The organism is Streptomyces sp. A1136 (genome assembly GCF_004795055.1).
In the GTDB taxonomy this organism is placed as follows: domain Bacteria; phylum Actinomycetota; class Actinomycetes; order Streptomycetales; family Streptomycetaceae; genus Streptomyces.
The window spans coordinates 26,875-41,085 of sequence record NZ_SSBJ01000027.1; the positions used below are offsets into that span (position 1 = coordinate 26,875).

Below are 14,211 nucleotides of genomic sequence, written 5' to 3' on the forward strand. Positions count from 1 at the left end.
CGCACCGCGGGGTGGGTCAGCTGCCGAACGGTGCGGCGTAGCGGACGGTTCCGCCGGGCAACGGATGGTCGGCGTCGAGGGTGAGGGCGTCGATCCACGCCCTGCGCGTCGGCGCGCAGGGCATCGACGAGGTCGGCCTCGTACCCGTGCTCGACTTCTGGGCGCCCGCCGTGAACAGCCTCACCACGCGGGCCTCTCGGCATAGGACGAGGACAGGCTCGGGGCCGGGCCTCCGCGGGCCACGTCAGGTCCGGGATTGCGCCAGGATCTTTCCTGCGGACTGTCCGTCGGGGGTGAGGTACCGGGAGTACTGAGCCCGTTCTTCCGGGGTGATGGCCGCGCGGTTGCCGGTGGAGTCGAAGCGGATGACGCGCGATCGGACCGTGGCATGCGTGCCGTGTTCGGAGGTGATCCGGGTGAGGAGCGTCAGGCTGGCCCGGCCGACCTTCTCGGCTTGCAGGGACAGTACGACCTCGGCAGTCGTCCAGGGCAGCGGCATGGTGAAACTCGCCTGTAGGTCCGCCACACCCCAATAGCTCCGGACACCGTGCTCCTCCTGAAGGGCCCACGCCAACTCGACCGCGGTGTCCTCGGCATACCGGATCATCGACAGGTTGTGCACGTTCCCGTAGACGTCGGCGTCGCTCATCCTGATGCGCCGACGGGTCGTGAAAGATTCCATTGGTGTCCTGCTCCCCGGATCGGTCCCACGAAGGGTTGGAGACGGTCAACAGCAAGGTATGAGGGGGGCTGCGAGAAGCCGTTGGCGATCTTGTCTACCAGAGCACGGGGACCCTTCCCCCTCCCGCCTCACGCTGCCGGGCGGGACCTTCACCAGGAATGGTGAATGTGCGGCCCGCCTGTTCGGAGGTGCGAAGACCCCGGCACCCAGCCGCCCCCGGATGGGAGGCCATCCGGGGCGTGTCCTGGACGGTCGCTGATCGTTTGGCGATCGTCACCCGCCGGCGAACGCCGAAGGCCCGCGCCGCCCGGCGTGTCCGAGCCATCGAGTTCGAGCGGAGACGTCGGCCCGGCGGCGTTACACCTCTTCGTCGTCAGAGGCCGGTTGACGGATGGAGGTGTAGGGGCAATGGGGCGTTCGGCCTGGTCGGCGTGCGCGGTCACAGGTTCAGCCGTGTTCCTTTGCGGACTCGATCACCTCGTGCTGCTTACCGCGCTCACCGCGATCCGCTCCGATCTGGGCCGGGACGCCGACGCGGCGGCGGCCGGTTGGTTCGTCAACGCCTACCTCCTACCCGTCGCCGTCCTGCCTCCGCTGGTCACCCGGTCGGTCCGGCGCTCAGGGCAGTTGCGTCTGTTCACCGCCGCGCTCGTGGTCTTCACCGCGGGTTCCGCGGCTGCCGCCTGCTCGGGTACCGCAGGCCATCTGGTCCTCGCCCGCATGGTGCAGGGAGTGGGCGCTGCGGCGATCCTGCCCTTGAGCCTCACCCTCGTCACGGCTGCCGTCCCCGCAGGCCGTCGGCCCGAACTGCTGGGCGTGTGGGGGGCCTTGGGCGGGCTGGCTGTTGCGGTCGGCCCCTTGGTGGGAGGCGCCGTCGTGCAGTGGGGCGGATGGCCGTACGTGTTCTGGGTCAACGTGCCCCTGGGTTGTCTCCTGGCCGTCGCGGCGCGGGTCTCCCTACGGGAGCCGCCCGTAGGCGCTGCCGCGGACCTGGCAGCCGCCGGGCCCCGCCCGGCCGGAGCGAGACGAGCGGCGGTCCGGCGGCTGCGTGCCCGTAAAGGTGTCCTGGCAGTGCACGCCTGCGGGTTCCTGATGCACGCCGCCGTCTTCGGGACGGTGTTCTGGCTGGCCCAGTTCCCCCAGGCGGTCCAGGGCTACAGTCCGTGGGAGGCGGGACTCAGGATCCTTCCGTGGACGGCCATGCCCCTGATGGTGGCCCCGGCGGCGGGGCTGACGATGGCGCGTACGGGTGCGCGCCCCGTGCTCGTGGCCGGCTTCCTGCTGACCGGGGCGAGCTCGGCCTGGTTCGCGACGGTGCTCACTGCGCACACCACGTACGCCATGCAGCTACCCGGCCTGGTCGCCGGGGGGACGGGGATGGCACTCTTTTTCACCGCCGCCCCGGAGGCCCTTGTTGCGAGCGTGCCCGGCCGGTGTGTGGCCGCCGTGTCGGGAATCAACAGCTCAGTGAGGGAGATCGGAGCCCTGATCGGGGTCGCCGCGTCCGGCGTACTGTTCGCCCGGCACGGCTCGACCCTGGACCCGGTCCTGTTCACGGACGGTCTCACCGCTGTCCTTTGGGGCAGTGCGGCCACCGCCGTACTCGGGCTCCTCACCGCAACCGCGACCGGCCCCTACGCCCGCTCCGCCGGCCGAGCGTCTTCCGGCGTCCACGGCTCGGCCGTGCCCGCGCGGTCGGAGGCGACGAACTGAGCCCCGCCGGCGAAGCGGCATGCGGCCCTGTCGACGCCGCGCCGGATGCCGGGTCACGGCCGCCGGCTCCCGCCGCCAAGGGCGTCCCCCGTTGCCCGGGGCGCCCATCGCGGGCGGCGCGGGCGCCCCGGGTCGGCGAAATCCTCTCGGAGGGTTCTGTTTCAGGCGGCGAAGCCCGGTGTATCCGCCAGGATTTTCTCGACCACGTCAGCCGCGGCTGCCGCACCGCCGGCCGCGCTGATCTCCTGCCGCAGCCGCGCGACCGCAGAGGCTACCCTCCGGTCGTCCACGAGCGTACGTACCGCTTCCCGCAGCGCCTCGGCCGTGGCCCGTTCCCGCGGCAAGTGGCGGCCGACGCCCAGCGCTTCGACCTGTCCGGCGTTGACCCGCTGCTCGGCCATCTGCGGCACGACGACGACAGGCACCCCGAGCGAGAACGCCTCCATCAGGCTACCCATGCCACCGTGCGTGACGAACACCGATGCGGCGGCGAGTACATCGAGCTGCGGCACGCTCGCGTGCACCTCGAACCCGTCTGCCACCGGGCCGATTCCAGCCGCGGCCGGCTCGACGCCCACGCTCATCACCACGTGCCACCCCGAGCCCTCGAAAGCCTCCATGCACGACCGGTAGAACTCCGGGCGCCGGTTGAACTGGGAGCCCAGCGATACGTACAGCACGGGCTTGCCGTCCTCCGGCCGCTGCCAGCGCCCCTGGAAGGCCCGGTCACAGATCGCCGGCCCCACCCACCACGCCTCGCCGGCCTTCACCGTCTCCGGACGCCGTTGGAACGACCGGGGGAAGAACGCGACCGTCCTCGGCGGAGCCAAGGTCAGCGCGTGGACCCCTCCCGACACACCGAACTCCTCCAGCGCGCCGGCGAGCTCCGGGAATCCGGGGATCTGAGCGATGTCCTCAAGTCCGAAGAACTCCCGCACCGCACCGTCGTAGGGGATGTGCGTCGGAGCCAGCTGAACGGCGGGCACCCCCCAGCGGGCCGCGAGCAGCGGACCCGCCCACGCGTACACGTCCGACAGCACCACGTCGGGCACATCGGTACCGAATGCCGCCTCCAGCTGAGGCAGTGCGGCGACGTTGACGACGACCGCCTGGGTCACTCCCACGACCATGTCCTCGGGTGCCTCACCCGACTCGGGCGCCTCGTAGAGAACAGGATTCGCCCCCACCGCCCGTACGTCGTCGGCGAACTCCGCGGTCACCGCGTAACTCACCCGGTGACCGCGGCTCACCAGCTCACGCACGACAGCGAGGGTCGGGATCACATGCCCGGCCATCGGCACATTGAACACGGCCACATGACGCACTCGCTGCGAACCCACGGCAGGAACACCCAGCATGAACACCACTCCAGCTTCCACGGTGCGGCGCGGCCGCCGCCCAAGATCGATACCGTGCCTCCCCCAACGGCACGCCCCGGCGCGAGGACACCGCCGCCCGCGGGATTTCACCGCTGCGTGAACTCGGGCGAATTCCGCTTACCGGGGCGCCCCCCTGAAGATCAACACAACCCTTCCAAGCGACGCCCACGCAGGTCTGTCACGCGCGTTCCCACCGGACAGGGCCGAATGGATGCACACCGGCACCGGCCCTGGGCGAAGTGCCGTGGTCGGCCGCGTTGAGCACATCCGCGACGGGCAGGTGGCGGGCGCTAGGCGAGAACGGCATCGAGGTCGAGGCCGGTCAGACCACAGCTTGCCACCCACAACCGGGCCGCGATCGAGGTGTCGGCGAGGTGGCTCCACACCGGTTCGCCCCGCGGCTCGCCGCGCAGGCCGAAGAAGCTCGGTCCCCACAGCGAGCCTCCTCGCACAGCCGGGTCGAGCACGGCCCGTACAGCGGGCCACGCGCCGGCGTCCTTGCCTTGTACGACGAGGGCCGCGGGTGCCGCTTTCAGCCGTGCGCCGGGCGTTCGCACATGCAGTGGCGGTCGTGACGGGGTGAGAGAGTCCAGCGCGCCGCCCGGATGGGCCACCACGCTGACCACCCTGCTGCCCGCGACGCGCAGTCGTCGGTCGAGTTCGACGCCGAAGTACATCTGCGCCAGCTTGGAGCGTCCGTAGGTGCGCTTGGGCCGGTAGTCCTTCCGGGACTGCAGGTCGTCCAGGTCGAGCCGCTCGGACTTGGCCGCGAAGCTGCCCATGGTCACGATGCGGGCCGTGGGCGCGGCCGACAGCAGCGGCATGAGCCGCTGGGTCAACGCGAAGTGCCCCAGGTGGTTCGTACCGAACATGAGCTCGTGACCGTCCGCGGTGGCCCTACGCGGTGGGTGGTCGAGCGCGACGCCGGCGTTGAGGACCACCGCGTCGAGGCGTTCCACTCCCAGTGCTTCCACCGTCGTTTCGAGCGACGACAGGTCGGCGAGGTCCATCCGCACGGCCCGCACGCGGGCACCTGCGACACGCGCACGGATCGAGGCCATCGCGGCCTCGGCCTTCGCGGGACTTCGGCTGCCCAGAACCACGGCGGCCCCGGTTGCCGACAACTGCTCAGCGACGAAGTACCCGATGCCGGCGTTGCCGCCGGTGACCAGGAAGACGCCGCCATCGGCACGCGGCAGCCGGTGGACATCCCAGGGCGGAGTGGAGGACGTGGACCGCATGGCGAAGGGCTCCCCTGCTGGTGAAGGCCGTACGGCCGCCCTAATGGGCGACCCGGCACCCATGCTTCCAACGGCCACCGACACATCGTCCACAGATCACCGACACCGCGAGGAACGGCCCGCTGGGGGCATCGACGGTCGTACTGTCGAACCCGTCACCAAGGAGGACTTCTGATGCGCGACGTGACCTATTCGATGGGCGTCTCACTGGACGGCTACATCGTCGGGCCGGACGGCGGCTTCGACTGGACGGCTCCGGACGAGGAGGTCTTCCGCTTCGCCACCGACGAGGTGCGAGGGGTCGGCGTCCACCTGCTGGGACGACGGCTGTACGAGACGATGCTGTACTGGGAGACCGCCGAACAGGATCCATCGCTCGGCTTCTCGACGCTCGAATTCGCCGCGATCTGGAAACTGCTCCCCAAGGTGGTGTTCTCCACCACGCTGTCGGCGGTCCAGGGCAATGCGCGCCTGGCGTCCGGCGGCCTGACCGAGGAGATCGAGCGGTTGCGAGCGGAGCCGGGAGACGGTGACGTCGCGATCGGCGGCGCGACTCTCGCCGCCGAGGCGGCCGCGGCGGGCCTGATCGACGAGTACCGTCCCAGGATCTATCCGGTGCTGGTCGGCGGTGGCATCCCGTTCTTCCCCCGGCACGAGCGGCGGGTGGATCTCGCACTCGTCGAGACCCACACCTTCAGCTCGGGTGTCGTACACCTCCGCTACCGCGTGACGCGCCGGTGACGTGACCGCGTAGGTTCGCCGGGTTGGGGCATCCGCCGGCGCGGACGCCCCTCAAGGCCGTGGCCTGACGCCACACCCCGCGTGTCAGCAGAGGATCTCGGCCGCCTTGGTCATCGGCCCCCCTGCGCCACCGGTGTTGATCGTTCCCGCCGGTTCGAACAACAGGATCGCGGTCTCCTCGTCTGCCACGGGGCAGTGCTCGACCCCGAGGGGTACCACGAACAACTCGCCGGGCTCCAAGACCACATCGGCATCCCTGAGCCGGATCGTGAGCCGCCCGCTGATGACCAGGAACAGTTCATCGGTGTCCTCGTGAGTGTGCCAGACGAATTCCCCCTTCAGTTTGGCCAGCTTGACCTCGTAGTCGTTGAGCACAGCCACTTTCTTCTGCGACCACAACTCGCCGAACTGCGACAGCTTGTCGGCGATGTTGACGGGAACAGCAGAGTTGGACATACGGCATCATTCCTCAAGGTGGTCAACTCAGGCCCTCCGGCCCGCGTCACAAGCCTGCCGCGCTCGCACTTCGCCGTTCTTGTACGTTCCTGGCATGACCGGAGACCAACCCCGCACGTCCATCAGCGCCTGGAGGCCGTCAGTCCCAGGGATCGCCGAGGTCTTCCACGCACACTTCACCGACCACGTGTACCCGACCCACACCCACGACACGTGGGACCTGATGATCCTCGACGACGGCTCGGTCGACTTCGCACTCGACCGCCGCCGCCACGCGGCGAGCGGCACCGCCGGCGTCCTCCTGCTGCCACCCGGCGTCCCCCACGACGGTCGGACCGTCACAGCATCCGGCTTCCGCAAGCGCAACCTCTACCTCGACGACTCCGTACTCCCGCAGCGTTGGGCCGGTCGTGCGGCCGACGCCCCAGTCATCAACGACGGGCTGCTGCGCCATCGGATCCACCAACTGCACGCCACTCTCGCCCCTACCGGAGACGGCTTCGAAGCCGAATCCCGCCTCTCGTTCATCCGTGAACGGCTGCACTCCCACCTCGACGCGCTCCAGCCCCGCACACCGGGGCACGAGGCAAACCGGCTCGCCGCCGAGCTGCGGGAACTACTGGACTCACGGATATACGCCGGCCTGTCCCTGCGCGAGGCCGCCGCCATCTTGCATGCCCACCCCACACACCTGATCCGCTGCTTCAAGCAGACATACGGCCTGCCGCCACACAGCTACCTCATCGGCAAGCGCATCGATCGGGCACGGCGACTTCTACTCGACGGCCACCGGCCCGCCGAGGTCGCCGCAACCGTGGGATTCCACGACCAAGCCCACCTGAACCGACACTTCACACGCCACGTGGGCACTACACCCGCGCGTTACAAGCGCACTCCCAGCGGCTCTGTCGCGACTTCTCCCTGACCCCTGTGTCGGAGGCTCACACCCCATCGCCTCCGTAGCCCCTCCCGCCACGACAACCAACCCGGGGAACCCACCCGGTCAGAGTGCCGGCCGGCTCGTCCGGGACTGGGACGAGGTCCATCGAGGCTGTACCGGGCCGGACCGCCCCGTCGGATCCGTCGCCGACTGGTGGTGATCTCGCGACCACCTCGGACGCCCACTGGTCGGTCCCCCAGGGTCGGTCCCCCTGGTTCCCGGCCCACGAGATGGCCGGGAGAGGCCCGGGAGCCGGCCTGGGGACCGGCCGGTCCACCTGGTGGCGACCGCTCCACGTGCGGGCGTACGCGCCGCCCGGTAGCGTCGAACACGAGCGTTCCGGCCAAACCGCTGCGGCTCGGCCCGGCAGGGCCGCCGCCCTGTCGGCAGGGGAACGAGACATGCCGAAGCACAACCTCCACGCGGCGGCTGCCGCGGCCGCCCTGGTCTGTCTGGCGGCATTCGGCCCCCTACCGAGCAGCATCGCATCGCCATCTGCCCGGCCCGCGGGGTCTGCCACGGCCGACACGGCCCGGTTCGTCCCCGCCCCCTGTCCGAAACCGCCCGAGCCCATCGAAGCGCTGAGTCACGCGCGGTGTGGCCTCCTCCAAGTCCCCGAGAACCGGTCCCGCCCCGGCGGCCGCACGATCAAGCTGGTCGTGGCGCGCATTCCGGCCGTCTCGGCGAAGCCCGCGAAGGACCCGGTGGTCTTCATGGCGGGCGGTCCCGGCGCCGATGCCATCGACGACATTCCCTTCCTCGTCGACTCCGGCTTGAACAAGGACCGCGAACTGATCGTCATGGCCCAGCGCGGCAACCTGTACGACCAGCCGAACCTCGCCTGCCCGGAGATCGATCGGTTCAACGCGCAGGCCGTGGGTCTGGGCTACGACGCACGGCAGGCGGAACAGCTCCTGCTGAAGGCGGTGAAGGCGTGCCGCAGTCGCCTGACGGCCGCAGGTGTCGACCTGAGCGCCTACAACACCACCGAGAACGCGGCCGACTTCGCCGACCTCCGCAAGGCGTTGGGCATCCCCCAGTGGAACGTCTACGGGTATTCCTACGGCAGCAACCTGGCCCTCACCTACCTGCGCCGACACCCCGAGGGAATCCGCGCGGTGGCGATCGACTCGATCACGCCTCCCGAGGTCGTCACCCTGCCGTGGACGTGGAGCAGCTCGGCCGAGGGAATCCGCAACATCTTCGCGGCGTGCGCGGCGCAGCCGGCCTGCAAGAACCGCTACCCGGACCTTCCCCACACGTTGGACGAGCAGGTGCGCAGGTTGGAGGCGCACCCCCTGACGCTGAACGTCACACCGCCGGGCGGAGGCAAGCCCGTCAAGACCGTCCTCGACGGGGGCGCGTTGTTGAACCTGATCGTCGCCTTCACCCCCCGCCCCAGGGACATCCCGGCCGCGCTGGAGGAACTCGCCCACGGAAACCCGCAGCGCTTCGCGCAGGCGCGCGCGGCAGGCTCGGTCCAGAAGGTCGGCGTGTTCGCACACGGCCTGACCAACTCGGTGGCGTGCGGCGAGTGGGCGCCCGGGTACTCGGAGTCCGACGTGCTGAAAGCCGGGCGCGACGCCTTCCCCGGATGGCCGGACACGGTCCTGGCGCAGGTGCCCCAACTCCCGTTCCAATACCCGGTGTGCGGGATCTGGGACGTTCCGGACCGCTCCTCCGTCCAGCGGGTCGCCACGGTCAGTTCGGTGCCGGCGCTCGTCATCTCCGGGACGTTCGACGCGAAGACCGGAGCGAGTTGGGCGAAGGACGTAGCCCGTGACCTGTCTGGTTCGACCACCGTACTGGTGCCTGGAATCGGCCACTGGGTGGTCCCGCAGTCGCCTTGCGCACAACACGTGTTGGCCTCGTTCCTCGCCCGCCCGACCGGACCCGACACCGGTTGCGTGGACGATCTCAAGCCCGAACCCTTCACGATCATCCCGAAGTAGCCGGAGGGCAGATGACACGCCATCGCACGCGCGCACCCCGTCGACGGGCCCCCGTACGCCGGTTCCAGGCCACGTCGGCCTGCGTGGCGACCGGCCTCCTCGTCACCGGCCTCCTCGCGGCGCCGGCCCAGGCGCGGTCCCACGGCGACCCCGGCCCCACTCCCAGCCCAAGCACCGGCGGGGCGATCGGCACAACCGCCCGGACGGTTGGTGACGCGCGCTTCGAACCGGGCCCCTGCCCGAAGACGCCGGAACCGATAGAGGCGCTGAAAGGAGCCCGCTGCGGAACGCTCACCGTGCCCGAGAACCGCGCCAAACCCACCGGTAAAACGATCAAACTCGGTGTCGCGATCGCCCCCGCCGCGACGGCGACCCCGAAGCCCGACCCCATCGTCTGGCTCGCGGGCGGACCGGGCGACGACGCGGTGGGAGAGGCGAAGATGGCGATCGACGGCGGTCTGAACCGCGACCGCGACGTGATCTTCATGTCCCAGCGCGGTACGTACTCGGCCGAACCGAACGTCCTCTGCCGCAACATCGACGCGTTCAACGCACGCTCCGTCGGCCTCGTCTTCGGCGCTCCGTCCACCGAGCGCCTGCACGTGCAGGCCACGAAGACCTGCCGCGACAAGCTCGCGGCCCGAGGAATCGACCTCAGTGCCTACAACGACACCGAGAGCACCGCCGACTACGAGGACCTGCGCGCCACACTGGGCATCAAGCAGTGGAACCTCTTCGGCATCTCCTACGGCACCCACCTGGCGTTGGTCTACATGCGCCTGCACCCCGAGGGGCTCCGCTCCGTGGGCATCGACGGCATACTGCCGCCGTCCAAGGGCGGCTCCGCCCTGACCTGGAGCAGCGCCAAGCAGGGCTTCGACGGGCTGTTCAAAGCCTGCGAGCAGCAGCCGGCTTGCGACAAGCGCTACCCGAACCTGTCGGCCACCTTCGACCGGCTCGTCCGTCAACTCGAAGCGAAGCCGGTCACCACCTCCGTGACACTCCCCGGCAGCGACAAGCCGGTGAAGGTCGTACTGGACGGCGGAGCCCTGGTGAACTGGATGACCTCCGCCACCCACGTGGCCCCCCAGGTACCCGCCGCGCTCGACGAGTTGGCCCACGGCAAGCCGCAGCGCATCGCCCGACAGTGGGCGGGCGGCAAGCTCAGCCCGGCCGCCATGGGACGGGTCGCGCACGGACTCTCCTACGGCGTCTTCTGCAGCGAGTGGATACCGTACGAGACCCAGGAGCAAGCGCTCCAGGGCGGTCGGGAAGCGTTCCCGACCTTCCCCCGCTCCGTGCAGGCCGAGGCTCCGCAGCTCACCTACCTCCGCCCGGACTGCGACGTTTGGCGGGTCCCGGCGGCGGCGCCGTCGATCCGAGACGTCACGCGCGGCGATATCCCCACCCTCGCCATCTCCGGCGGGTTCGACTCCCAGACCGGAGCGGACAACGGACCCTACGTCGCCCGTACGCTGAGCAAGGCCAAGGTCGTCACGGTTCCGTACGAGCCGCACGTGGTGTTCGCCACCTCGAAGTGCGCCCAGGACATCACCGTCTCGTTCTTCGACACGCCGGACGCGCCCAAGACCGGCTGCCTGAAGAGTCTCAAGCCACCCGAGTTCGAGATCGGGCGATGAACCCGCCTCCTCCCCCGTCGGAGTCACGATGGCCCCACCCCGGGACCCACCTCGCCCGGCTCGCCGACCTCACCTGCGCCGCTCCGGGTCCTCCCTCTGGCCGGTGCTGATTCCCATCGCGGTCCTGATCGTGGTGGCGGTGGCCGTGGGCTCGTGGCTGCAGTTCAACGAGCGGCAGTCGCTCGACACGGTCCAGGAGGTCGGAACCCGAGCCGCCGACCGGGTGGATGTGGCTGCCACCGTCCAACGGGTCGACGCGGCGGCCAGAGAGTTGCTCCTGCGGGTCACGGTCGTCCCGCGCGGCGACCTCGGCGAACAAGGGACCGCCCCGGTCGCCGATCTCGCCCTCCAGACCTCCGCGGCGACCCTCGGCGACCTGACGTTCAAAGCACACGAGCGGCTGACCACCCGGGACGTGCAGGTCGCGATGGTGGGGGGATCGATCAGCGACTACCCGTTCGACACCTACGAGACCGCGATCGAATTCCGGGCAGTGCTCGACGGCAAGCAGGTGCCGGTGCGGATGGTCTTCTCCAACAACGACACCCTCTTCTCCGTCTCGGCCACACCCGCCTCCTCCCCCCAAGCGGCCGTCATGCGTCTGCGGCTAACCCGTTCGGGCAGCCTGCTCGTCTTCGCGGTCTTCATGATGCTCGTGATGTGGGCACTGGCGGCATCCGTACTCATCGGGGCCTGGTACTTGACGACCCGCCGCCAAGGCCTCGTATGGCCCGCCCTCGCCTGGATGGCCGCCACGCTGTTCGCCCTCGCGGCATTCCGCAACACGGCCCCCGGGACACCACCGATCGGCTGCGTGTTGGACTGGTTCGCATTCCTGTGGGCCGAGACAACCATCGCCCTGTCCCTGATCGCCGTGGTCCTCACCGGCGTCCGCACCGCCCTCCGACAGGACGACACGCACGTCACGTAGAAGCCGTCCGGACGATCACCAGCCGCGGCAGAAGCGTCCGGCGTCCGGCGTCCGGCGTCCGGCGTCCGGCGTCCGGCGTCCGGCGCATGCTCCGCCTGATCGCAAACCCGAGGCTCGACCCACCATGAAGTCGTGGCCCGTGGAGGACGTGTCGTCGAGTCGGTCGACGTGGCTGACGTTCTCGTACGCGCGGAGGAGGCCCGGACGACGGCCCGCGAGGCGAACTGTCCGACACACGGTCGGGACGCCTTTCGGGCGCCGCGCACCCGCAGAAGGAATCCGCTTGGCGGACCACCGCGACCACTGCTATTTTTTCTGAGGCCGTGCGAGAGAACGAGGAGGTGGTACCCGTGAACGCAGTATCCACATGGGTGCTCCCCTCAAGGGTCATGGTCGGGCGATAGGTCGTCCGGGAGCGCCGTTCCAGCGCACTCCCGAAAGGCACGACCATGCACTTCATTTCCGAACAGCGCCTCGACGACAGCGTCTTCGAGCGCCAGTTCACCCTCGGCGAGATCCCCGGCATCCTGTGGACGCCCGCGTCCGCATCCACCCCGGCGCCGCTGATCCTGCTCGGCCACCCCCCGCTCGGACTGCGCAAGATGTACCCCCGACTGGTGGCCCGGGCCCGGCAGGCCGTGGCGGATGGCTTCGCCGCGGCCACCATCGAGCTCCCCGGAAGCGGCGAGCGGCCCCGTTGGCACGCAGCCGAGCAGGCCCGCGCCGACATGCGCCGGGCCATGGAAGCCGGCGAGCGGGTCAGCGACGACATCATCGACGCGCTCGTCCTCCCGCTTGTCGACAAGGCGGTCCCGGAATGGCAAGCCGCCCTGGACGCCCTCCTGTCGCTGCCCGAAATCGGCGGCCCCGTCGGGTACTCGGGGGGAGTGATCTCCATCGGCGTGCGCCTCGCCCGTGTCGAGCCGCGCGTCGTGGCCGCTGGACTGTTCGCAGGCAGTTTCGTGCCTCGCACCATGTTCGAGGAGGCACGACAGGTCACCATTCCGCTGCACGTCCTACTGCAGTGGGACGACGCGGGGAACGACCGGCAGGCGGCCTTGGACCTGTTCGATGCCTTCGGCTCGAAGGAGAAGTCCCTCCACGCGAATATGGGCGGACACACCGGTGTCCCCCCGTTCGCAGCGGACGCCGCGGCCCAGTTCTTCGCCCGGCACCTGAAGTAAGGCCCGGCCGTCAGGCCGCCGGCAAACGGTAAGCCGCGTTGGCCGGGGTGCTCCTCGTCGAGGCACATCACAGCGCTCCGCTGTTGCCTCAGCGGCGGGTCCCGGCCAACTCGGCACCGTTCCGCCATGCCCGAAGCCGGCAACTGTTCTATGCGGCAGTGCTTCGGGGGCTGCCCGACCTCTGTCCCGACGCTCTGTCGGGCGAAGGGCCGCCGGCTGGCGAAATCCCGGACGGTCCAGGCCTAAGGCTGCGGCACGCCGCAGGCCCGGCTGCCTGCACCTCCGCAGACGGCCGCTCCCTGGCCCACGCCATCCTCATCCTCGGCAACCCCTTCGCTTCGACAACGCCACTCTCCCCGACCAGAGCTGTTGTTCCTGATCAACCCGGGCTCCCCTAACCCAAGGCCGGCCCCCGCGGACGTTACCCACCGCTTGACGAAACCCGTAGAGGTCCCCGCACGCCCCGCATACACGGAAGTTCTGCGGTGTGTGCCGGGCCTCCAAGCCGGTTGACGGGTTGTCGCAACAGGATCAGCGAGCGCCCGCGGTTGCAAGGGGGCAGGCAATGCGGTCGTCTTGGCGACTGGGCCGTCGTCCGTCGCGGATTGCCGGTGAACCGTGACATCAAGTCCGGTGAAGATCTCTCGTGAGTACAAGATCCGAGAACACGAGGCCCGCTGGGTTCCCGTTTGGTAAAGCACCGACATCGCAATCCTTCGGGGGGGATTGCCGGTTGGAGCACGGGCTCTCCGCCTGCCGCGTTCGCGCTCGGGAAGGACGCCTGGGCCATCCACGTCACAGCTCGGCCTGGGGCCATTCCCAGTGGCTCAGCACACCCCGTTAGGCTGCTGAGCGTACGCGCACCACCACGGGGGATCCACATGAGTGACGGAGATCACCTGGACGGAACGCATCCCGGCCGGAGGCTCGCCGGTGTCTACCGAGGCAAACACGACGCCGAAGGTGTCAGTCTCACGCTCTCGCTCACCCCCGGCACCAACGGTGGCACCCTGAGGGTGGAGAACTGGCCCACTGGCGACTACTACCGTGCGGAGCTGGGCGCTACCTTCAAGGGCTCGGGTACCTGGGACGTCGACACCCCCTCCAGTCCCGAGGACCATCCCCTGGTCCACCTCCACTTCACCGAACCACACGACTGGATGTCGGGTGACACGGTCGACCGTCTGTCCGTCGCCATGGACTCCACCAGGACGGTCCTGTACGAGAACTCCGACCCGGACACGTGCCCGGACTTCCGCCTGGACGTCACCAAGACGAACTGATGCCTCAAGAGGACCTGGAGACGCACCCGCCATCGGATACCGTCGATGAGCTGCCGCTTGGTCCGCTTG

General features: G+C 69.6%; 13 protein-coding genes. 8 read left to right on the forward strand and 5 right to left on the reverse strand.

Annotated elements, in window-relative coordinates; translation table 11 throughout:
- Positions 1–16 precede the first annotated feature (16 nt).
- Positions 17–184, reverse strand: a complete 168-nt coding sequence (locus E6R62_RS39735) for a hypothetical protein (RefSeq protein WP_168714162.1) — start codon at positions 182–184, stop codon at positions 17–19.
- Positions 185–244: 60 nt separating this feature from the next.
- Complete coding sequence (locus tag E6R62_RS24705) at positions 245–682, reverse strand: thioesterase family protein (RefSeq protein ID WP_136215724.1); 438 nt, start codon at positions 680–682, stop codon at positions 245–247.
- 408 nt (positions 683–1,090) lie between these two features.
- On the opposite strand from E6R62_RS24705, the gene E6R62_RS24710 reads away from it, so the two are divergent.
- On the forward strand, positions 1,091–2,395 hold the full coding sequence (locus E6R62_RS24710) for an MFS transporter (RefSeq protein ID WP_276615648.1): 1,305 nt from the start codon (positions 1,091–1,093) through the stop codon (positions 2,393–2,395).
- A gap of 161 nt (positions 2,396–2,556) precedes the next feature.
- On the opposite strand, the gene E6R62_RS24715 is transcribed toward E6R62_RS24710, so the two are convergent.
- Positions 2,557–3,690, reverse strand: a complete 1,134-nt coding sequence (locus tag E6R62_RS24715) for a macrolide family glycosyltransferase (protein ID WP_136215726.1) — start codon at positions 3,688–3,690, stop codon at positions 2,557–2,559.
- Between the two features lie 374 nt (positions 3,691–4,064).
- A complete protein-coding gene (locus E6R62_RS24720; RefSeq protein WP_136215727.1) occupies positions 4,065–5,015 on the reverse strand; it encodes an SDR family NAD(P)-dependent oxidoreductase in 951 nt (316 codons plus the stop codon).
- Positions 5,016–5,189: 174 nt separating this feature from the next.
- On the opposite strand from E6R62_RS24720, the gene E6R62_RS24725 reads away from it, so the two are divergent.
- Positions 5,190–5,756 carry a dihydrofolate reductase family protein gene (locus E6R62_RS24725; protein WP_136215728.1) on the forward strand — a complete coding sequence of 189 codons (567 nt, stop codon included), beginning with the start codon at positions 5,190–5,192 and terminating at the stop codon, positions 5,754–5,756.
- A gap of 84 nt (positions 5,757–5,840) precedes the next feature.
- Here the strand turns inward: E6R62_RS24725 and E6R62_RS24730 are convergent, their stop codons facing one another.
- Complete coding sequence (locus tag E6R62_RS24730) at positions 5,841–6,212, reverse strand: cupin domain-containing protein (RefSeq protein ID WP_136215729.1); 372 nt, start codon at positions 6,210–6,212, stop codon at positions 5,841–5,843.
- Between the two features lie 94 nt (positions 6,213–6,306).
- On the opposite strand from E6R62_RS24730, the gene E6R62_RS24735 reads away from it, so the two are divergent.
- From E6R62_RS24735 to E6R62_RS39740, 6 genes are all read left to right on the forward strand, one after another.
- On the forward strand, positions 6,307–7,137 hold the full coding sequence (locus E6R62_RS24735) for an AraC family transcriptional regulator (protein WP_136215730.1): 831 nt from the start codon (positions 6,307–6,309) through the stop codon (positions 7,135–7,137).
- Positions 7,138–7,811: 674 nt separating this feature from the next.
- A complete protein-coding gene (locus tag E6R62_RS24740; protein ID WP_136215731.1) occupies positions 7,812–9,104 on the forward strand; it encodes an alpha/beta fold hydrolase in 1,293 nt (430 codons plus the stop codon).
- A gap of 296 nt (positions 9,105–9,400) precedes the next feature.
- Positions 9,401–10,744 carry an alpha/beta fold hydrolase gene (locus E6R62_RS24745; protein WP_240801863.1) on the forward strand — a complete coding sequence of 448 codons (1,344 nt, stop codon included), beginning with the start codon at positions 9,401–9,403 and terminating at the stop codon, positions 10,742–10,744.
- A 103-nt stretch (positions 10,745–10,847) separates the two neighbouring features.
- Positions 10,848–11,675: a DUF4436 family protein gene (locus E6R62_RS24750; protein ID WP_240801864.1), complete on the forward strand. Its 828-nt coding sequence runs from the start codon at positions 10,848–10,850 to the stop codon at positions 11,673–11,675.
- A 449-nt stretch (positions 11,676–12,124) separates the two neighbouring features.
- Positions 12,125–12,859, forward strand: a complete 735-nt coding sequence (locus E6R62_RS24755) for an alpha/beta hydrolase (protein WP_136215734.1) — start codon at positions 12,125–12,127, stop codon at positions 12,857–12,859.
- A gap of 881 nt (positions 12,860–13,740) precedes the next feature.
- Positions 13,741–14,142: a hypothetical protein gene (locus E6R62_RS39740; protein ID WP_168714163.1), complete on the forward strand. Its 402-nt coding sequence runs from the start codon at positions 13,741–13,743 to the stop codon at positions 14,140–14,142.
- The last annotated feature ends 69 nt before the right edge of the window (positions 14,143–14,211 follow it).

Bases quoted from the DNA above. Each gene is read 5' to 3' on its own strand.
- E6R62_RS24710 (WP_276615648.1), top strand. From the start codon at position 1,091: ATGGGGCGTTCGGCCTGGTCGGCGTGCGCGGTCACAGGTTCAGCCGTG.
- E6R62_RS24725 (WP_136215728.1), top strand. From the start codon at position 5,190: ATGCGCGACGTGACCTATTCGATGGGCGTCTCACTGGACGGCTACATC.
- E6R62_RS24705 (WP_136215724.1), bottom strand. From the start codon at position 682: ATGGAATCTTTCACGACCCGTCGGCGCATCAGGATGAGCGACGCCGAC.
- E6R62_RS24755 (WP_136215734.1), top strand. From the start codon at position 12,125: ATGCACTTCATTTCCGAACAGCGCCTCGACGACAGCGTCTTCGAGCGC.
- E6R62_RS24720 (WP_136215727.1), bottom strand. From the start codon at position 5,015: ATGCGGTCCACGTCCTCCACTCCGCCCTGGGATGTCCACCGGCTGCCG.
- E6R62_RS24730 (WP_136215729.1), bottom strand. From the start codon at position 6,212: ATGTCCAACTCTGCTGTTCCCGTCAACATCGCCGACAAGCTGTCGCAG.
- E6R62_RS24735 (WP_136215730.1), top strand. From the start codon at position 6,307: ATGACCGGAGACCAACCCCGCACGTCCATCAGCGCCTGGAGGCCGTCA.
- E6R62_RS39740 (WP_168714163.1), top strand. From the start codon at position 13,741: ATGAGTGACGGAGATCACCTGGACGGAACGCATCCCGGCCGGAGGCTC.
- E6R62_RS24715 (WP_136215726.1), bottom strand. From the start codon at position 3,690: ATGGCCGGGCATGTGATCCCGACCCTCGCTGTCGTGCGTGAGCTGGTG.